At 45.4% G+C, this 17,831-nt stretch carries 23 protein-coding genes; 8 read left to right on the forward strand and 15 right to left on the reverse strand.

From position 1 onward, the window contains the following. Both HMPREF9018_RS05350 and HMPREF9018_RS05355 read right to left on the reverse strand, forming a co-directional pair. A partial coding sequence (locus HMPREF9018_RS05350; protein WP_449421033.1) for a transposase occupies positions 1-495 on the reverse strand: 495 nt, incomplete at its 3' end. A gap of 159 nt (positions 496-654) precedes the next feature. Further along, positions 655-1,152 carry a hypothetical protein gene (locus HMPREF9018_RS05355; protein WP_008449115.1) on the reverse strand — a complete coding sequence of 166 codons (498 nt, stop codon included), beginning with the start codon at positions 1,150-1,152 and terminating at the stop codon, positions 655-657. Between the two features lie 383 nt (positions 1,153-1,535). On the opposite strand from HMPREF9018_RS05355, the gene HMPREF9018_RS05360 reads away from it, so the two are divergent. The 8 genes from HMPREF9018_RS05360 to HMPREF9018_RS05395 all read left to right on the forward strand — a co-directional run bounded on the left by HMPREF9018_RS05360 (position 1,536) and on the right by HMPREF9018_RS05395 (position 6,838). Further along, positions 1,536-2,768 carry a site-specific integrase gene (locus tag HMPREF9018_RS05360; protein WP_008449122.1) on the forward strand — a complete coding sequence of 411 codons (1,233 nt, stop codon included), beginning with the start codon at positions 1,536-1,538 and terminating at the stop codon, positions 2,766-2,768. Positions 2,769-2,793: 25 nt separating this feature from the next. Further along, positions 2,794-3,261 (forward strand): DUF1896 domain-containing protein, encoded by a 468-nt coding sequence (locus tag HMPREF9018_RS05365; RefSeq protein ID WP_008449137.1) that lies wholly within the window; start codon positions 2,794-2,796, stop codon positions 3,259-3,261. A 140-nt stretch (positions 3,262-3,401) separates the two neighbouring features. Then, the gene (locus HMPREF9018_RS05370; protein ID WP_081452768.1) at positions 3,402-3,821 is read left to right on the forward strand and encodes a hypothetical protein; all 420 of its coding nucleotides are present in this window, start codon (positions 3,402-3,404) and stop codon (positions 3,819-3,821) included. A gap of 122 nt (positions 3,822-3,943) precedes the next feature. Beyond that, entirely contained in the window at positions 3,944-4,612 is a 669-nt protein-coding gene (locus HMPREF9018_RS05375) for a hypothetical protein (RefSeq protein ID WP_316909154.1), read from the forward strand. A gap of 22 nt (positions 4,613-4,634) precedes the next feature. Then, complete coding sequence (locus HMPREF9018_RS05380) at positions 4,635-5,054, forward strand: PcfK-like family protein (RefSeq protein WP_004348170.1); 420 nt, start codon at positions 4,635-4,637, stop codon at positions 5,052-5,054. Positions 5,055-5,058: 4 nt separating this feature from the next. Then, positions 5,059-6,333 carry a PcfJ domain-containing protein gene (locus HMPREF9018_RS05385; RefSeq protein WP_008449106.1) on the forward strand — a complete coding sequence of 425 codons (1,275 nt, stop codon included), beginning with the start codon at positions 5,059-5,061 and terminating at the stop codon, positions 6,331-6,333. Positions 6,334-6,360: 27 nt separating this feature from the next. After that, entirely contained in the window at positions 6,361-6,615 is a 255-nt protein-coding gene (locus HMPREF9018_RS05390) for a hypothetical protein (RefSeq protein ID WP_008449131.1), read from the forward strand. Positions 6,616-6,625: 10 nt separating this feature from the next. Further along, positions 6,626-6,838 (forward strand): hypothetical protein, encoded by a 213-nt coding sequence (locus tag HMPREF9018_RS05395; RefSeq protein ID WP_036857221.1) that lies wholly within the window; start codon positions 6,626-6,628, stop codon positions 6,836-6,838. Between the two features lie 134 nt (positions 6,839-6,972). On the opposite strand, the gene HMPREF9018_RS05400 is transcribed toward HMPREF9018_RS05395, so the two are convergent. The 13 genes from HMPREF9018_RS05400 to HMPREF9018_RS05460 form a co-directional block, all read right to left on the reverse strand. After that, positions 6,973-7,896 (reverse strand): bacteriophage abortive infection AbiH family protein, encoded by a 924-nt coding sequence (locus HMPREF9018_RS05400; protein WP_231551789.1) that lies wholly within the window; start codon positions 7,894-7,896, stop codon positions 6,973-6,975. Positions 7,897-7,993: 97 nt separating this feature from the next. After that, positions 7,994-8,500, reverse strand: coding sequence for a glycoside hydrolase family protein (locus HMPREF9018_RS05405; protein WP_008449124.1), 507 nt, complete (start codon positions 8,498-8,500; stop codon positions 7,994-7,996). Continuing rightward, positions 8,487-8,972, reverse strand: coding sequence for a DUF3872 domain-containing protein (locus tag HMPREF9018_RS05410; RefSeq protein ID WP_008449119.1), 486 nt, complete (start codon positions 8,970-8,972; stop codon positions 8,487-8,489). Before HMPREF9018_RS05410 ends, HMPREF9018_RS05405 begins: the two co-directional genes overlap by 14 nt. Before the next feature lie 12 nt (positions 8,973-8,984). Then, entirely contained in the window at positions 8,985-9,578 is a 594-nt protein-coding gene (locus HMPREF9018_RS05415; protein ID WP_008449113.1) for a conjugal transfer protein TraO, read from the reverse strand. Continuing rightward, positions 9,572-10,522, reverse strand: a complete 951-nt coding sequence (traN, locus tag HMPREF9018_RS05420; protein ID WP_008449126.1) for a conjugative transposon protein TraN — start codon at positions 10,520-10,522, stop codon at positions 9,572-9,574. The genes HMPREF9018_RS05415 and traN overlap by 7 nt, the downstream gene beginning before the upstream one ends. Before the next feature lie 48 nt (positions 10,523-10,570). Further along, positions 10,571-11,839, reverse strand: coding sequence for a conjugative transposon protein TraM (gene traM / locus HMPREF9018_RS05425; RefSeq protein ID WP_008449097.1), 1,269 nt, complete (start codon positions 11,837-11,839; stop codon positions 10,571-10,573). Then, on the reverse strand, positions 11,832-12,134 hold the full coding sequence (locus HMPREF9018_RS05430) for a hypothetical protein (protein WP_039864493.1): 303 nt from the start codon (positions 12,132-12,134) through the stop codon (positions 11,832-11,834). Before HMPREF9018_RS05430 ends, traM begins: the two co-directional genes overlap by 8 nt. A gap of 4 nt (positions 12,135-12,138) precedes the next feature. Then, complete coding sequence (gene traK / locus HMPREF9018_RS05435) at positions 12,139-12,762, reverse strand: conjugative transposon protein TraK (RefSeq protein ID WP_008449132.1); 624 nt, start codon at positions 12,760-12,762, stop codon at positions 12,139-12,141. A gap of 47 nt (positions 12,763-12,809) precedes the next feature. After that, positions 12,810-13,847, reverse strand: a complete 1,038-nt coding sequence (traJ, locus tag HMPREF9018_RS05440) for a conjugative transposon protein TraJ (RefSeq protein WP_008449129.1) — start codon at positions 13,845-13,847, stop codon at positions 12,810-12,812. A 54-nt stretch (positions 13,848-13,901) separates the two neighbouring features. Next, a complete protein-coding gene (locus tag HMPREF9018_RS05445) occupies positions 13,902-14,531 on the reverse strand; it encodes a DUF4141 domain-containing protein (RefSeq protein WP_008449143.1) in 630 nt (209 codons plus the stop codon). A gap of 28 nt (positions 14,532-14,559) precedes the next feature. Beyond that, on the reverse strand, positions 14,560-17,073 hold the full coding sequence (locus HMPREF9018_RS05450) for a TraG family conjugative transposon ATPase (RefSeq protein WP_008449147.1): 2,514 nt from the start codon (positions 17,071-17,073) through the stop codon (positions 14,560-14,562). An 8-nt stretch (positions 17,074-17,081) separates the two neighbouring features. Further along, the gene (locus HMPREF9018_RS05455; RefSeq protein WP_039864496.1) at positions 17,082-17,405 is read right to left on the reverse strand and encodes a DUF4133 domain-containing protein; all 324 of its coding nucleotides are present in this window, start codon (positions 17,403-17,405) and stop codon (positions 17,082-17,084) included. 4 nt (positions 17,406-17,409) lie between these two features. Next, on the reverse strand, positions 17,410-17,712 hold the full coding sequence (locus HMPREF9018_RS05460; protein WP_008449145.1) for a DUF4134 domain-containing protein: 303 nt from the start codon (positions 17,710-17,712) through the stop codon (positions 17,410-17,412). Positions 17,713-17,831 lie beyond the last annotated feature (119 nt).

Below are 17,831 nucleotides of genomic sequence, written 5' to 3' on the forward strand. Positions count from 1 at the left end.
CCTTATCTTCAGCGCGGAACTCCCTATTGTCTGATGGGCACGCAGCATCATGCACTTGTTGTTGGCAACATCCAGCAAGCCGATGCCCATGATTTCAAGTCCGTGCTTCACCGCCCCTGCACATCCCGACCAGAACCGTCCGATATGAGGAGTTTTCTTCCCGGCCTTGCTGATATAGCATGGGTCTATGGCAATAGCAAGTAAGCCATCCATGTCCAACACACGCCTTGCAAGAGACAGGTTCAACAGAAGCCAATCGATGCAGTCTTTCTTCTTGCGGTTGAAATTCTGACGATAGGTCTGCTCGCCATGCTTGCCGTAGCGAGCCATCTGTGTGAAGTTTATCTTTCTGGGTAGAATCATATATAAAGTCAGTATCTCGATGAGCAGAGTCTGGAAAGTTTTTGCTAACTTTGCACCAGATTCTTTCATTGATGTACGGATTGCATCCTTGAGGATCTCCTCATATTGGCTAAGTGGTTCTGAAATCATCATACTTTTAAAGTCTTGAATAAATTATAAAGGTACTGAAAATCAGACACTTAGCTAAATTTATTTAGTTATATTTTGTTAATCAACTCGCTCATTTTCAAACAATTATGTGATTATTAACAGAGTATTGTTAGATATAACAGTGAAAGAAAAAGAATATAATCAGTAGTATATATAACTGCCACTCAGCACCCCTGTACCCTGTACGCCACTTGTATCAACAATAACAGAAATGAATGTTGGCGTAGAAGATTGCAGCCTTTGGCAGAGATATTTCCTAAACATACCTGCCTCTACGCTGTTAAGATGAAAGGAAAGGGCGATGATAATGGGCAAGGGGCAGAGTGGCGCATAACTCTCCACGCTATCCCCCCGCTTACTTATGCTGCTGGTAGCATTACCTGCTTCTACCTCATAAGGCTTCAAGCACATAGTCTGTTTTATAAGCCTGACCTTATGATTAATTTTCTGCCAACTAACTCCGAAAAACTTTGCCAATTCGCCCTCCGTCATAGCAACCTCTCCTTTGCCTTGACGAATAACACGCATACCATCGCTCCACTCAAAAAAACTTCGCTCGATAGCTTTTCTTGTATTATCGTTGGACTGATTGTACTCTACCTTTCTCTGGTCGTCCTTTTGATGATGCTTTGCTTTCATATTTAAACCTCTTTCATTGATTATATGTTATCATTTTGTGATGCCCGAAAGTTCATTTTCCTCTCTCTCCGCTAATAGGCTTCAAAAGGACTTCACAAGGGTTGTCAATTTAGCCTTCAAAAATTTGCTAATCGTTGTAAAATCAAGGTTTTACAACGATTTTTCTTTGTATATACCTCTATCGCCTGACGGCATAACCCTATGTTTTGACAATCATCATTCGGTCAATTTCTGCTACATAAACTGCTACACAAAAATTGCAGTAGCAAAAAATGTAGCAGTGACGGTATTCTGAATACCATATTGACGGCATCAACTCTTTCTTTTTCAACGTATTAAGTATTAACTTTGCAGCCGAGTGCTACATAAAAGAATGATGCATTATGAGAACAAATTTCAAGGTATCCTTCTACCTACGCTCAAACTATGAGAACAAAGAAGGAAAGTCGCCTGTAATGCTCCGAGTATTCCTTAACGGAGAGATGGCTAATTTCGGATCTACGAAAATATTCGTGGACAAGTCACTGTGGAATAACACTACCAGCAGGCTCAAAGGTCGGACGGCAGAAGCCTTATCCGCTAATGCCGCATTGGACTCCATTTCCACAATGCTGAATAACATTTACCACAAATTCGAGGATGATGAATCCTTGTCATTGGATAAAATCCGCTCATTCTTTGTCGGGAAAGACAGGGAGTACACGACCTTTCTCCCGATATTCGACAAGTTCAACGAAGATGTCAGACAGCGTGTCGGACATACCATCAGCAAGGACAGCCTGCAAAAGTACAGCGTTTTAAGAAGGCATTTCGCAGAATTCCTTATCTATAAGTATGGGAAGAAAGATATTGGACTGGCAGAGTTCACGCCATCTATAGTACAGGACTTTGAACTGTACCTGAGTACGGCGGCTGGGTGTGCCTATAACACATCAGTCAAGAAATTGAAGGCACTGAAAACCGTGACCATCTATGCGCAAAAGCGTGGCTATCTTCTTCACGACCCATTCCTCAATCATCGTTTTCACTTGGAGCCTGTCAATCGAGGTTTTCTCACGGATGAGGAGATTATGAAGATAGCCAACAAGGAAATTGCTATTCAACGCTTGGAGTTAGTAAGGGATGTTTTCATCTTTTCATGCTTCACAGGTCTGGCATATATCGACGTATCCAACCTTACACCAGACAACATCGTAACGCTCGATGATAAGCTGTGGATTATGACCAAGAGGCAGAAAACAAGCGTGGAAACAAATGTGTTACTTCTTGACATTCCCAAGAGTATCATTGCCAAGTACAGTCATAAGACCTATCGGGACGGCAAACTATTTCCCATCCTAACGAATCAGAAAACCAACGCATATTTGAAAGAAATTGCCGACATTTGTGGCATCAAGAAGAATCAGACCTTCCATCTTGCCCGACATACGTTTGCAACCATGTCGCTAAGCAAGGGTGTTCCTATGGAAAGTGTGTCGAAGATGTTGGGACATACCAACATTAAAACTACACAAATTTATGCCCGTATTACCAATAAGAAGATAGAAGACGATATGGAACAGCTGGCTGGCAAGTTAGATAAGTTCAATGTTGCTATGGGCATCAACTCAAAATAATGTACAACCCTAAACCAAGAAGATTATGACAACAACAAAGAAAGAGCTTTCCTACTTCCGTTTGAAGTTAGAGAACTACCTCAGTGAGCATTTCCCCGAAATGCTAAGTGACAAACCATTCATAACGGCAAGAGCTGACGAATCCCTTACTACCTACTGCGATGCAGTGGCACAGGGCTTCTCGCATCCCGAAGCTGAGACAATGGCAAGTGAAGTCTTATACCAAGGTTTGCACTTTTCCAAGTACGACACGCTTGTCTCTATCTTAGAGAATGAGTTCGAGAAAGAACTCCCTTCTCCTCTTCCTGAAAGACTAACACCAATGCTTCTGAAGAATAAGGCTGTGCAAAGCGTTTTCGACAAGTATGAACTGACAGACGACTTTGGCGCAACACCAGAGTATGAGAAACTCTACACCGAATTGACAGGAACAATCGTTCTGCTCATTGAGGTCAATGGTCTGCCAACGATAGGCGGTGAGAACATGACTTGATGTAGCACCATCTGGAGCTTTTGTAGTGTCAAGAGCCAAGATAAACGCTCCACTCCACACGCCAAGAGTTTTACAAACACTTGTCTTTGGGTCGTTAGAGCATCTTGCCGGTGCTCTTGAAACTATTAAAAGCTCCGATTATGAATACAATCATCATGAATCAAGACGTTCTTAAAAGTGCGATTTCTCGCCGAGACAATAGAAGCGAGCTTCCATTGTCCTCACGGCTTAACGAAATCGTTCACACACCTGCCTTCATCAAGGCAGACGCATCGAACAAAACCGATAAGAACAAGCAGCAGCCGACTTCTCCCAAGCAAGTCCGCCGCTTCGGTTGGACACGCTTCATCGAACTAGGCTTCCTGCTTTCCATCGTTATCGGTGCCATTTGGCTTATCTCGAAGATAGTAACGCCACAGGTCGTAACTGTCGTGTCAGTTATTGCAGGTTTTCTGATACTACGCTTTATAGTCAGGGTAATTCTGAAAGTGGCATTTACGTTGCTGAGCATTCTCTTCTGGCTGGCGATTGTCTGTGCCATCCTGCTTTACGTGCTTTGAGAAGCACGACGATGAATCTGTAAACACTTTCATTTATCGTTCATCAGGTGGTTATCTCACATTTCGAGATAGCCACCTTTTCTATTTCCCACTATGGGCGTTGCACTTTCGCTTCCTTTCCAATGCTCCACAATATGCGAAATGAAGAAGACGGATGCTGTTCCCTTTTTATCCGCAAAGGTAGTATGGGGCTTGTGGCTTTCAAAAGGTCTGTGCCGCTTGGTTTGTCTGGAAAATCTCCACACCTACGGGTAGTATTTTCCGACAAAACCTTGTGCAAGCCCGCCCCGCTACCTCTATTTTGCTACAAAAAGGAATCAGCATACTCCGATCTTTGGACGCATAAAAAAAATGTCGCTATGGATAAGCAAAAAGTAAATACAACATCTTCGATGAACAGAAAAGGATATAGCTCCTCCTCTCATTACCGCATTAACCCTGTGGCTGAAAAAAGTGAGCAAGTGTTGGCAATTAAGTTTGTACAATGGGACATTCCCCCTTTGGAGAGCCTTTGTAACAGCAAAGTATATCTCCTGCGTGTGAAACTCAATAGTGGCGAGTGTATGAGCCGTGAGGAAAAGAATTGGCTATGTGAGGCGGTAAACTCAAACACCTATTTCCGTACAGCCGTTCCCCTACAAGGCTATCGCTTTGACTTCTTTGATGTACTGAAGAAATACCTTGTCAATCAGTACGGACAATGGACAGAGTATTACGCACCCGACAGAACAAGCCTAAGAGCCTACCTATATGGGCGTATCAATCAAATAGTAGAAATTTCCAAGTATTAACAACATCAAAACATATACGACAATGAAAGGAACAGAACATTTCACACGGACAATAGCCGAGTATCTTAATCAGCGTGCTATGACAGACCCCTTGTTTGCCCCTAACTTGATGAAACCGAACAAGAATATCGAGGAGTGCATCACCTACATTCTTAATGAAGTGCAGAAAAGCGGTTGCAACGGCTTTGATGATGATGAAATCTTCTCTATGGCTGTTCACTACTATGATGAGGACGATATAGAAGTCGGCAAGGCTGTTTCCTGCCAAGTAGCCGTTAATCACATTGTAGAACTCACAGAGGAAGAAAAAGCCGAAGCAAGGCAGGAAGCCATTAAGCAATATCAGCGTGAGGAACTTGCCAAGATACAGAGCCGTAACGCACGAGTTAAAAAGACCGAGAACATAGCAACCCAAGTACAACCATCACTATTCGATTTTTAAGTCTATGAAACCAAGAAACAAATTTGAAAAGGCAGTTTTTGAACAAAGCAAGCACCTATGCCCGATAACCAAGACACAAAGTAAGTGGGCATTCCGTGAGTGCATAGACCACTTAGCCTACCGCTTGCCAAAAGGTCGCACCACTTGTATGGATTGTGGGCATAGTTGGATAATGAACAAACATAGAGAAACTTGCACTTGCCCTCATTGCAGGGCAAAGTTGCAGGTCAAGGAAACATTCCAAAGGAAATTGCAGCAGAAGCACTATTTCACAACACTTACCGCTTGCGGAGAATACCAAGTGTTGCGGATGTTCCTCCTCGTGGCTGAAATGGAGAAAGGTTGCAAGGCAGGACACTATGTGCTTGAAATCGGTCAGTATTGGTGGAACGCACAAGGACGAAAGACGATTGTTGCCGTTCAGAGAGTATTGGGTAGATACGTTGATACATTCTCCTATTGCGCACCTATGGCAATCCGCAACGACAACGAAGCCTACCGATATGCAGCCTATTCGCAGATATATCCGAAGTTCAAGGTATCAGACACACTCCGCAGAAATGGTTTCAAGGATGATTTTCACGAAATACCCCCGACAACACTCATTCCTGCATTGCTTTCTGACAGCCGTGCCGAAACATTGATGAAGTCGGGACGTACAGACCACCTACGCTATTTCCTTGGCAAAAGAAGAGCGTTTGACGAGTATTGGCAGTCCTATAAGATTGCAGTCCGTAACGGCTACGATATAACGGATATTTCCCTTTGGTGCGACTATGTGGATATGCTCCGCAGATTGAACAAGGACATACACAGCCCGAAGTTTCTTTGTCCCACCAACCTCAAAGGCGAACACGACCGCAGACACAATGAACTTCTCAAAGTGCGTGAAAGGGAAGAAATAGAACAGAAGCAAAAGAAGGCAATGGAAGATGAAAAACGTTTCAAAGAACTTAAATCCAAATTTTTCGGTATCCATTTCACGGACGGCACTATCCAAGTCCACGTATTGGAGAGCGTGCAGGAACATTTGGAAGAAGGTGTATCAATGCATCATTGCGTATTCTCCAACGAATATTATCTTAAAGAGGACTCACTAATCCTATCGGCAACCATTGAGGGCAAGCGGATAGAAACAATAGAAGTATCATTACGAACTTTGGAAGTGGTACAAAGTCGTGGAGTGTGCAACAAGAATACGGAGTATCACGAACAGATAGTGAACCTTGTCAATGCCAACCGCAGGCTAATCAGCCAACGAATGAAGGCAACGGCATAAAGTATAAATCATTAAATTATCAGAGATATGAAAACAGAGATAGAGAACGTCATTTTTAATTGGTCGGATGAGATACCTCCCATTCTTGTTCGGGTTATCAATGCGATAACCCTATCCGACAACAAAGAGGAGTTAAGGTCGACTATCAACAAAATAGCCGAAGAAACAGAACTTGATAAGTTCTTTGCATACGGCTATGGCACACATCACTTTTGGCTTAAACACCGCAGATTATCCAATGGAGAGCCAAAGGAACACAGATTATTAAAGGTTGAATTTTAAGATTGCGAAGATGAAACAGAGATTTTTGGTATATACGCAATATGTTTTCGATGGCGTATTCGATGTTGTTGCAGAGAGCAAGGAAGATGCACGGCAAAAAGTCCTGCAAGATTGTGGGTTGGTCATGGGTGGAAGTATTCACAGCACCCTGCCCGATGATGAGATAAACTGGGCATTTGACAGACACCCAAACAAGCGAATAGACAGAATAACGAAGGTATAGAAACAGCATCTTGAATAAGACCAAGAGCCACGCAAACCGAAAATTTGCGTGGCTTCTTTTCTTTGTCTTTGAACGAGCAGGCGACCAAAGCAAAGAAGCAAAAGAAAGTCGCAAGAATTGCATTATAGGTTTAATTACAGAGTAAACGTTTGGCAATTTGAAACATCAAGCTTTAACTTCGAGATAAAGTTTTTAACTCTCAAAATTTCTTTGTCACGCTCTTGTGGATTATTATAATAAATGGAAAAGAACCAATGAGCATCTGAAGTGACATGATTAGCTATCTCTATAAAATAGTCTAAATCAATATCAGATAAAGAGTGTCCGTAAATGACGATTTTATCTATATTGGTTAAACTGCTCCAGTACTTAGCATTGTTGCAAATTATTTCAGAAATATTTTTCTGCTGCTCATTTACGACTTCAGCAATATTATCGTATGCCTCATATTCATAAATCATTGGATCTTCTGAAAGGAAATCATTTCCATTAAGGTTGTTCATATGCCCAACAACTAATCTTTGATTACAGTTTCGCCTTCCATGTATATAATTGATTTGTGCTTTTGGAATTCTGTAAAGAGTCTCCAATGTTTCGGTATAGTTGAAAGATAGAAACATGCCATTTCTGTCAAAATGTGGCAAGACTACAGGCTGAGCATCTATATCTATTTGATTAACCCACTCTTCAAATATACCATGGAAAGCCTCGAACATCATTTCTATGTGGTGTTTGGGGGCATCCTCCATCTGAGCTTGAAACCGCATTTCATGGTCTTCCTCTAATTCAATATCTTCTGTCGATTCATCAAATGCATTCTGAAAATCAATATTCCCTAAAGCACGTTCAAGATCACACCATAGTTCTAGCTCTCCATTTTCTTTATTCCTCGTTGGATAACAAGTTTCTAACAACCCTATCCAATACCCATCTAAGCCAGAATGTCTCCATGCATATTCTCTAAAATTACTATACAAAGAAGCTATGCCATGATGAATGTCAAAGCCATTGCCAATTATATGAAGTGTAGCCATTTTCTCATTAATTAAAATTTTCACAAATTTACTCATTCATAGTGACAAATACGAAAAAACGGGAATAGAATAGAACTCACTCGCAAGTTGATTAAACAGACAAGGAAGATTGATTGGAAAATCAAGGGATAAAGAACAAGGCATACTCCACTTGTCTCCGTTTAACCAATCCTTTCAAGATCTTACCCTTGTATCGGCAGAACGAGACATACTCCGGATAGATGTTTCTGTCCCCTGCCTCTATCTTTTTCAGCAATCGGCTCTTGGGGTGCTTACCATATCCGAGCAACCTTCCCACACCCACATTATAGGCAAGCAAGGTAAGCAGCAAGGCATCCTTGCCATATCCTTTGAAGTGTTCAAAGCATTTCCAAAGGTCGGCACGGAGCAGGGAGTCCGCCTGCCGTTCCGTCATATTGGAAGAGAAATGCTCGCCCGGTTGCAACTGATGCCCATATCCGACATACGGATAGCAACTCTCTCTGTGTAGTCCCTCGAAGTATTTCACGACCGATACGGCGCGCTCAAAAGGAGGTAAGTCTGCCAACCGTACCCTGCGCTGGGCAAGGATCGGCTGACAGAGCAAGCACATTATACAGAATAAAGCAAAGCGTTTAGCTGTTCGCATCGTTCAAAGCTTTGGTTACTACTGCGGTGGTCTTTCCCTTTTCCTCCGCCTTTTCATTGTTGAAACTGAAAGTCAGTTGCTGCATCTGACCGAAACTGTCCTCCACGTACACGTCAATCGTCTGGCGGTCGGTGGACAGCGAGGTGTAGTACAGACGGAAGACGTCCTTTGTGAGCGGATAGCGGTCGTTGGGCTTGAATACTATTCTATCATCCATTTTCAGTGTTCCCTTGCCGTCGGGCTGGAAGTATCGGATGGTGTAGCGTGTGTCAGCAAAGTCGCCCCCTCGCTTGAGCGTGCAGCGTATCTCTGCCGTCTGTCCCTTTATGATGCCTTTCTGAACCGGCATTGTTTCCACCATAAACGGATAAGACTGCTGAACATCCAAATTCCTATCACAAGCAGATAGACAAAACACGGCAAGGGCAAGTACGCCCATTACCCATATCGAACTTAATATCTTCTTTTTCATGTTTCTTTTCTATTAAATATTAAACCTAAGTCCTGCTGATAGCGCAGGACGGAAACGATGCACGTCCGTTCCAAAGAGGAAGCGTCCCTGCGCCTTTACAAGAAAGAGAACCCTGTCCGTAAGGAATACTTCCAACGAGCCATACACGGCACCGCCATAGACGAAGCGTGAGCGGTCAAGTAGTGTTGCTCCATCGGGCAGCAGCTTCTGATCCTCGTTGATTTCCTCATAACCACCTAATACGGATATGCCACCATAGAGAAACACGTTCTTACCTCTGTCGGAGAGAACAGGGTGCATATAGCCTACCTGCAAAAGCGCATCTTTGAGTTTTATGCCATAATCCCTATACGGCATATTCTGCTGTTCATACTCAACTCTTACAAAGGAGTAGTTCTCTCGTTTCAAGTAACGGGTAAGTGATACACTAACACCGAAGTTATCCTTGGCAAAGAACTTTTCTCCTTTGACAAGGGGAACGCTGCCCATGACTTCTATCCCTTTCTGTTTGGGTATCAGCCGTTGGGCGTGCGACGGCAGACTAAAAGCCATTGCCACCGCTGCACAAACCGATAAAATGATTTTCTTCTTCATAATGTCTACCATTTCAGTTTGAGGTTATCAATCTTCTTTGCTATCTGCAGGTCCTCTGCCGTTACATAAAAAGTCAGCATACGACCGCCATTTCTTTCATAGAGCGTCACTTCAAGCTGCTTGTCTTCTGCAAGAGAGAACTGTTCGAGCGCAAACACAGTGTGTTCACTACCCATGCCACGCACCTGCATCACCTGATGATAGGCACGAAGCGGCTGCATCACCTGCTCTTGTATGGCGGTACGCTTTGCCACCTTCTTATCAACCACCTTGAACGTGATGAAGTCCACTGAGTACGGCATATTCGTGCCGTTTTCCATACGAATGTGGAAATACAGCAAGCCGTTATGGGCGTACAAGCCACGAAGCAGGAACTTCATACCGAACTGCTGTGCACCGATATGCTTGATGGTACGCTTGTCGTTCTGATAGATAGTCTGCATCATCAGCTTTACTAATATGGGCGACTCGTTGCCAAGTTCCTTAAAGTAAATGTCAGAGCGGTTGCTTGGCAGTCTACCTTCTGTTGTAGAGAGAAAATCCTTCATCTCTATGCTGAGCTTCTCCGGCTCATCGGCATATTTTACATTAAAAGCGTAAAATGAGCCGTCTTCACAAATCACGCTCATGTTGGTTTCCGTCTCAAAGTCCTTCACTGAAGCCTTTACACGTAGCACGTTCTCTGCATCCTCCGCTTTACCTGCAATGATGTTCTGCGAACCTAAGTCTACATAGCGGATGGCAGAAGGGAAGATAAGATGCACGGTCTTGTCAAAGGTAACGTCAAGACCATACGGCAGAACGACACGCCCCGTTGGAATGGCACGGCTCATACCTTGAAAGAGCTCTCCCGAAGTAAGCGGACGGCTTGGTGTCAGACCATCATTGTTTTCCTGTGCTGTGGCTGTTGCTCCCACCATGGCAAGCATAGCCATTGATAAAATAATTTTCTTCATTGTTGCTATTGATTTGATGTTATTTTTTACTTATCATTTTCGATTGTTTCATTTGGACTGAACCAAGAAAAGGCGGTAGCCACCTTTGAGTGTTACCTTGATGGTGCGCAGCTTCTTCTGAAGCAGCTGACTTGCTCCCTGCATCACCCCACGAGCTGCCTCGGAGATAATCTGGTCCTTAGCAGAGGAAGCGAAGGTAAAGGAGGTCCCCATAGAACCGCCGATATTCGCCCCGACTTCTTTAAGTGCATTGATGTCCTCCGAACCAGGTATATACACACCCTCCTGTCCGTCTGTGTCGTATGCCGAGAGCTTGACGGCTATGATATGCCCACCAACCTCAATACTCTTAATGAGCAGGTGCATACGGTTGCCCTCAATCTTAGCAATGGCTATGAGTCGGCTTTGACGTGGAATGCGCAGTCCCTGCACCTTGGCACTTTCAAGCAGACGAAGCACCACATTGTCGCCCTCCTTGAGCGTGGTCGTTCTGTCCACCACCACTTTGAGCGTGTTGCGCATCGTGGGTGCAGCCGTACTTGTTAGCGAATGGAAACCCAAGTTGCGAGCCTTTTTGCCGTATTCCTCCATAAAATACACATCGCTCATAGGTTGGTCAAGTGAAGATACTAACTGCCTACGCTCCGGCAGCACCTCCATTGCAGGCTTTTCATTCTGCATGGTCTTGCCCTTAGCGGCTTCAGAGCCACCTTCAGTGTCTTCCGTCTTCTCCTTTCCTGCCGTCAGACTATTATTGAAGGTAGGTGGAGTTGATGCTTTAGGGAGATACTTCGCTGCCATCTGATAGCTCTTTTCCATCAGAGCAAGCTGTCGTTTCTCTTCATTGTCCTCCCTACTATCCTTTTGGGATAGCTCTTTTTTGAGGTTGTCTATCTCCGAACGCAAAGCCTCACGTTCCTGCTCGTGTGGGTCGGGAGCGTAAAAGGAGTTCAAGAGCCGATTATTCTCCTCATAGCGATGCATGGAGTTTTCTATCTTTGCCGTAGAAGCAGCTGTCTCTGCACGCTGCTCCTCAGATGGAGCAGTGTTCTGTGCAAAATAGTCCGATAGTCTGCCCATCTCCTCGCGGGTCTGTTCCTCCTCGTGTGCCTTATCACCTAATTCGTAGGCTTTGAGCTTGTTTTCGGTGAGCTTTTCCGTCGTTGCCTGCGGGATGCTGTCATTGAGTCCCTGCTCCGCAGCGGTCTTATCCTTGCCCGAAGGTGCGAAGATAAACCACATCGAGAGGGCAAACAGCAGTCCCAGTCCTCCGAAGACTAAGCCTTTCTTCATTTGTTCTTTCTGTTTATTATCCATTTTCTTTGATTGTTTGATGATGTTGTAGGTAAAAATTACCGTGTGACTCTTGTAAAGTACTGTCCGTCTGTATCGGACTGTCCGTCAGCTTTCCCGTGGGGATGGGTAGTTTTTCCTTCTTTGGAGGAAGGAAAAACTGCGCTATCATCCAAAGCGAGCAGAGCAGATAGATGAAACTCAGCCCATAGACGATTCCCTTACGCTGCCTTATCGTGAGCCTTTCACAACGATGGCGGAGCCATAGGTGAAAGCGCAGATATTGACGTGAGAGTAAAAAGTTTCTTTTCCTTGCCATAGCCTTATCGTTTATAGGTCTGTATGTCTCTGTTCTCCTTAACGAGGAAGTTCTCCATCAGGAAACCTTGTGGGTTGTTATCCGAACGGACTGAGTTCTGCAGCGTGCAGGTTGTTATGAGACTACGCTCTGTAACATTACTCTGACGGACGATAAACTCCCGTGCATAAGTCGTTACGGCATAAGGGTAAGTATTAAAGTTGCAGTGGATAGAGTCCACCTCTATGCGCTGATTGACATTACCCGATATGGCACGGTTATAATACCCCTTCTCTGCCAAGTCTTTGTAATAGTTGAAAGCCGACTTGTCACACAGAACGAAGGCACGTTCCATATTCTTCTCAATGGCGTCCTTGTCGGGCGCAATGGTGAAGAAGAGCTCATGGAAACGACGCACGTGTTCTCTTGCCTCTACGGGACGGTTACGACTTGCATCCTGACTAAGGGCAAGCATGAGTGACTTTCCCTGGTCAAGCACATAGATTTTCTCCCGCTGCTCCTTGGCGAAGCTGTACGAGGCATAGAGGGCATAGACGCTCACTGCCACACATACGATGGCAAAGACAAAGGCATAGAGCCGTATCTGTCTGAAGGAGGTCTCGATATTATTAAGTGATTTGAATTCCATTTTTTTCTTTTATACCTGTTGATTAATTAAGCATAGTTGCTCCATTTCTATTTTCCTTTAAGCAGCGCTCCCTTGATGCGTCCACCGACATTTCCCACAGCAGCACCTGCGCCAGCCATAGCAGCCTTGCCACCAGTATATGCGCCTTGCGCACCATGCTGTGCTGTCTGGTTAACATTACGACCGTAAGAGCCGATACCACCTCCAGCTTCGATAATCCAGCCAGCCACGGTAGGTACACAGAAGTAGCCCACAATACCGATGAGGAAGAAGACGATGTAGTACCACGTCCCCGAATCAGGCAGGTAGTTAGGGTCGCTGAGCGCATCGATGTCTTTCTGCATCATCAGCACCTGTATTTTCGTTAGCAGTGCCGTAAGAATAGAGCTGACAGGCAGCCACAGGTAGACAGAGATATAGCGTGAGAACCATGCCGTAAGTGAGCCTGCAAGACCATCCCATACGGCAATACCGAAGACTATCGGACCGAGAATGGCAAGGACGATGAGTATGAAGGTGCGTAGTGTGTCGATGATAAGTCCTGCAGCATGGAACAGAAGTTCTAAAAGGTCGTGTACCATCTTCATAATCCATTGCTTGGTCTGATAGGCAGCACGCTCGGCATACATACCCGCTATCGTCACGGCATCCTCCGGACCGATGATGCCCATTTCCTCTATCTTCTCATCGAACTTCTCGTTGGAGACAAGGTAGGCTGTTTCTGGATTCCTAAGGTAGGCTTCCTCTTGCAACTTGTCCCGCTTGGCTGTAAGCTCGGCAAGGTTCCCCTCCTGCTGGTGTACTATCATCTCCGTTCCCTGCACTACGGGCGAGAGAACGGCATTCATCGTACCCAGTACGACTGTCGGGAAGAACATGATGCAGAAGCCCAAGACAAAGGGGCGGAGCAGTGGAAACACATCGATTGCCTCGGCACGGGCAATGGAAGCCCACACCCGAAGGGCAATATAAAAGAGCGCTCCCAAGCCCGCAATGCCCTTGGCAATACCTGTCATCTGGGCACAGAGCGGCATCATCTCGTCATAGGTGGAGCGTAGCAGCTCGTGTAAACTGGCAAAATCCATAAGCAAAAGTTTTTTTTATGAAAGTTCTTTCAAGTTCTTTTTTTGTCTGTGGATTTACCAATACCTGCTTGCCGTATTACCATAGAGTGCCTTAACAGAGGCAAGGTTGTTCTTCTCCCTTGCACGCACATAGCTTACGGAGATGTTTTTTCTTGTATAGTATGAGACAAGCGAGCGGTTTTCTCTCAGCGTGGTATAAATACGGTCAATTGCCTGCATTCGTTCGTGGTCGTTCATCGAGAAGACATTACTCTTGACGATGGACTTTAGTTCTTTGAGACTCTCACCGCTCTGCTCCAGAAGTTTGGCATAGCCCGAAGCCATCGCAGCGAGTTCTGAAGGGCGGAAGTTCTTGTCCAAGAGCATCTTCTTATACGAGGTGACGTAAATCTCAGAGATGTCGCCCACCATTAGGATACACTCCTTGACCTTATAGGCATCCCCAATGAGGTTATTCACCTTCTTTAGGGCATCATAATACTTCTTGGTGTCGTTGTATAGTTTCTCCACTTCCTTAAAACCGTCAAGGGTGTTCTTCACCGTCTTCGAAGCTGTTGCAATCTCCTTGACCGAATTGACGATGTTGCCGGCAAAATTGCCAGGGTCGGTTACTACCCACTGTGCGTAGGCTTTGGGAACAGAAAGGCTCAATCCTAAGAGAGCCATGAAAATGTACTTTTTCATTGTTGCTATAGTTTTGATGATTTATTACTTATTTCTTTTTATTGCTTCTTTTCTCTATGGCAAGCTGACGGATAGCCGTTTCGATATCCCCACCAAGCTGTGCCGCCCTGTTCATCACCTCCACCTTCTCGGTTTCCTCCGTGGTGTAGGTCAGGTATTCCTCCATGCTCACTTCCGTGGCATAGACGGCACTCTGCATACCGCCCAGCCCTATCCACACCTCCTTGTAGAGTCGGTTCGGGTCATTGTTCTCGTTAATGGAGAGTATCTGGCTCTTTTCCTTTTCCGAAAGACCGAGCATCGCCTGTATACCGTCAAACTTGGTCATGTACTTGCGCTGGTCAAGCAGTATCTTGCAGTCTGAGTTGTTGATAATACTTTCCTTGACTATAGGCGACTGGATGATGTCGTCCACCTCCTGCGTTACGACAATGGCTTCCCCGAAATACTTTCTGACGGTCTTATACAAATACTTGATGTAGTCCGCCATGTTTGCCGAAGCAATGGCTTTCCACGCTTCCTCAATGAGTATCATCTTGCGGATACCCTTTAATCGGCGCATCTTGTTGATGAAGGCTTCCATGATGATAATCGTTACCACAGGAAAGAGATCTTTGTTGTCCTTCACTTGGTCAATTTCAAAGACGATGAAGCGTTTAGAGAGTAGGTCGATGTTCTTGTCCGAGTTCAGCAGGAAATCATAACGACCGCCTTTATAGTATTGCTTCAATGTCGTAAGGAGATTGTTGATATTGAAGTCCGAGAGTGTTACCTTGATATCACGCTTTTCCATATCCTTGCGGTACACGTCCCGCAGATACTCATAGAAAGTATTAAAACAGGGCGTAACGCTATGGTCAGCACATATCAGCTCGATATAGGAGTTTACGGCAGAACCAAGTTCGCCTGCCTCGGTCTTTGTGATATGCTCATCTGCACTCTTCCAAAGTGTAAGCAGCAGCGTACAGATACTCTCCCGCTTCTCCACATCGAAGAAGTAATCATCCGTATAGAAAGGGTTGAAGGATATCGGACTTTCATTGGTATAGGTGAAATACACGCCGTCCTCGCCCTTGGTCTTGCGGTGGATAAGTTCACACAAGCCTTGATAGGAGTTACCCGTATCGACCAAGAGGACGTGCGCTCCCTGCTCGTAATACTGGCGTACCATGTGGTTGGTAAAGAAAGACTTGCCACTGCCCGAAGGTCCCAAGATAAACTTGTTACGGTTGGTGATGACTCCCTTTTTCATCGGTAAATCTGAGATATCCAGATGAACAGGCTTTCCCGAAAGGCGGTCTGCCATCTTGATACCAAAGGGTGAGAGCGAGTCCTTATAGTTCGTCTCTGCCGTAAAGAAGCAGAGGGCAGGCTCGATAAAAGTATAGAATGACTCTTCTGCGGGAAAGTCTGCGGCATTGCCGGGAATGCCTGCCCAGTAGAGCGTTGCCGCATCAATAGTATTGTGGCGTGGGTGGCATTCCATAAGAGCAAGTGCAGAGCCCACGTCATTCTTAATCTGGCGAAGTTCTTCCTTATCGCTACTCCATGCCAATACATTGAAATGGGCACGGATGGAGGTCAGTCCCTGTGAGTGGGCGATATTGAGATACTCCTGTATCCATTCCTCGTTGATTTGGTTACTACGGCTGTAGCGTGCCAGCGAGTGCATGTTCCTTGCCTGCTTCTCGAATCGTTCCAAGTTGGCATCGCTATCCTCGATAAAGAGGTACTGGTTATAGATATGATTGCAGGGGAGCATCAGCCCCACAGGCGAGGCAAAGGAAAGACGGCAGTCACTTCGGTCAGTGGATAATCGCTCGTATCGGCTGTCTGTACTCACACTCGTGGGCAGGTCGTCCGTGTCGGAGAGTGTATGCAGACAAAGCATATTGTCGCCCACACGCACAAGGTCTGTGCCCAAGCGGATGTCCTCCAACGAGGCGTGTCCTTCTTCCGAGAGGGAGAAATAACGATCCAAGAGACCGCCTTTTTCCTTTGTACCTATCAATTCCTCTTCTGTCATGCGGACAATCCTTAGCTGCTCGGTATCGTTGATGATACGCTCGAACTGATCGACGGCTTCCATGAACTTCATCACTTCGTCCTTGTTGGTAATCTCTTTGGGCAATAGGTGTCCACGGCAGAGCGAAGAGAAGTTGCTCTGCTGTGCCATACGCTGCTTGTTGGTCTTGGTAAGGAATAGATAGACTGAGTGGTGGAGATACGGACGCTCGTTGAAGTGCCGTTCTGAGGAACGGGCAAGGAAGCTCAATCCACCATCGGAGAGCTTTCCTTGATAGTCCTCTTTGATGAACCAGTCCTGCTTGTGTACGATGCTGTAATTGGGTAGTACCTTGATTGCCTTATGCCAGGCAGAGTGCATTGCTTCGTATTCTGTAGAGGTGACGGTAAAGAGTTCGGGCAGCTCCACACGGAAAGCAACCGTGATGTCTGCGTCCTTGCTCACCATGCAGCCCTGCTCGACGGAGAGCAGGGGAAACTTTGATTCCAAGGTAGTTATCTTACTGATGTTTCTCATTGCTTCTTTCATTTGAGTTGAAGGTTACGGATAAGGTGATAGACCGTACGGCGGTTCAAAAGGTAGCGTGGGTGCATACGCACTGCTCCTTTCTTCATCAGCCCATATTGCCCGTACTTTCTATTCATGGTGAACGTTTGCCATACCACAAGGCTGGCACCCACTACACCTATGACAAGACAGGCTACTTGGCTGACTCCGCAGAGATAGAGCACGACAACGAGAATGAAGACTGCCAGCAGCCCTCCTGCAAAGAGGAAGAGGTACTGTGCCTTCAAGCCCTTGAACTCTACCGTCCGGCCTACACCTTTGTTGATTTCAAATGCTGCCATCGCCTTACAAGAAGAAACTTCTCAAGATAGTGGCAGCCACAATGAGGAAGATACACGCACCGAACCAAGAGGCAGCGGTCTTGCTCGTATCGGGGTCGCCACTAGAGAACTTGTTATAGACTTTTATTCCTCCTATCAAGCCCACCACGGCGCCGATGGCATAGATAAGTTTTGTACCCGGGTCAAAGTAGGATGTTACCATTTTGGTGGCTTCGTTGATACCCGCCATACCGTTGCCTTGTGCGTACGCTCCTGCGATGGTCATTGCCATCAGGAGCAGCATTGTGATTTTCTTTTTGTTGTTCATTGCTGTTTTTATTTTAAGTTGTTAAACAAATTATTTTCATTTTGGTGAAAGTGGCAAGGGGTAGCTCGGTTTTATCGTATGACAGATATTGGCAGATTGTTTTACTTTTGAGCCACCCC

This window comes from Prevotella amnii CRIS 21A-A, assembly GCF_000177355.1.
Lineage (GTDB): Bacteria > Bacteroidota > Bacteroidia > Bacteroidales > Bacteroidaceae > Prevotella > Prevotella amnii.

Coding starts and splice junctions, on each gene's coding strand:
- traN (WP_008449126.1), bottom strand. CDS start 10,522: ATGAAGAAAATTATTTTATCAATGGCTATGCTTGCCATGGTGGGAGCA.
- HMPREF9018_RS05430 (WP_039864493.1), bottom strand. CDS start 12,134: ATGGCAAGGAAAAGAAACTTTTTACTCTCACGTCAATATCTGCGCTTT.
- HMPREF9018_RS05360 (WP_008449122.1), top strand. CDS start 1,536: ATGAGAACAAATTTCAAGGTATCCTTCTACCTACGCTCAAACTATGAG.
- HMPREF9018_RS05445 (WP_008449143.1), bottom strand. CDS start 14,531: ATGAAAAAGTACATTTTCATGGCTCTCTTAGGATTGAGCCTTTCTGTT.
- traJ (WP_008449129.1), bottom strand. CDS start 13,847: ATGGATTTTGCCAGTTTACACGAGCTGCTACGCTCCACCTATGACGAG.
- HMPREF9018_RS05385 (WP_008449106.1), top strand. CDS start 5,059: ATGAAACCAAGAAACAAATTTGAAAAGGCAGTTTTTGAACAAAGCAAG.
- HMPREF9018_RS05455 (WP_039864496.1), bottom strand. CDS start 17,405: ATGGCAGCATTTGAAATCAACAAAGGTGTAGGCCGGACGGTAGAGTTC.
- HMPREF9018_RS05405 (WP_008449124.1), bottom strand. CDS start 8,500: ATGCGAACAGCTAAACGCTTTGCTTTATTCTGTATAATGTGCTTGCTC.
- HMPREF9018_RS05370 (WP_081452768.1), top strand. CDS start 3,402: ATGAATACAATCATCATGAATCAAGACGTTCTTAAAAGTGCGATTTCT.
- traK (WP_008449132.1), bottom strand. CDS start 12,762: ATGGAATTCAAATCACTTAATAATATCGAGACCTCCTTCAGACAGATA.
- traM (WP_008449097.1), bottom strand. CDS start 11,839: ATGGATAATAAACAGAAAGAACAAATGAAGAAAGGCTTAGTCTTCGGA.
- HMPREF9018_RS05390 (WP_008449131.1), top strand. CDS start 6,361: ATGAAAACAGAGATAGAGAACGTCATTTTTAATTGGTCGGATGAGATA.
- HMPREF9018_RS05395 (WP_036857221.1), top strand. CDS start 6,626: ATGAAACAGAGATTTTTGGTATATACGCAATATGTTTTCGATGGCGTA.
- HMPREF9018_RS05355 (WP_008449115.1), bottom strand. CDS start 1,152: ATGAAAGCAAAGCATCATCAAAAGGACGACCAGAGAAAGGTAGAGTAC.
- HMPREF9018_RS05410 (WP_008449119.1), bottom strand. CDS start 8,972: ATGAAAAAGAAGATATTAAGTTCGATATGGGTAATGGGCGTACTTGCC.
- HMPREF9018_RS05375 (WP_316909154.1), top strand. CDS start 3,944: ATGCTCCACAATATGCGAAATGAAGAAGACGGATGCTGTTCCCTTTTT.
- HMPREF9018_RS05450 (WP_008449147.1), bottom strand. CDS start 17,073: ATGAGAAACATCAGTAAGATAACTACCTTGGAATCAAAGTTTCCCCTG.
- HMPREF9018_RS05365 (WP_008449137.1), top strand. CDS start 2,794: ATGACAACAACAAAGAAAGAGCTTTCCTACTTCCGTTTGAAGTTAGAG.
- HMPREF9018_RS05380 (WP_004348170.1), top strand. CDS start 4,635: ATGAAAGGAACAGAACATTTCACACGGACAATAGCCGAGTATCTTAAT.
- HMPREF9018_RS05415 (WP_008449113.1), bottom strand. CDS start 9,578: ATGGTAGACATTATGAAGAAGAAAATCATTTTATCGGTTTGTGCAGCG.
- HMPREF9018_RS05460 (WP_008449145.1), bottom strand. CDS start 17,712: ATGAACAACAAAAAGAAAATCACAATGCTGCTCCTGATGGCAATGACC.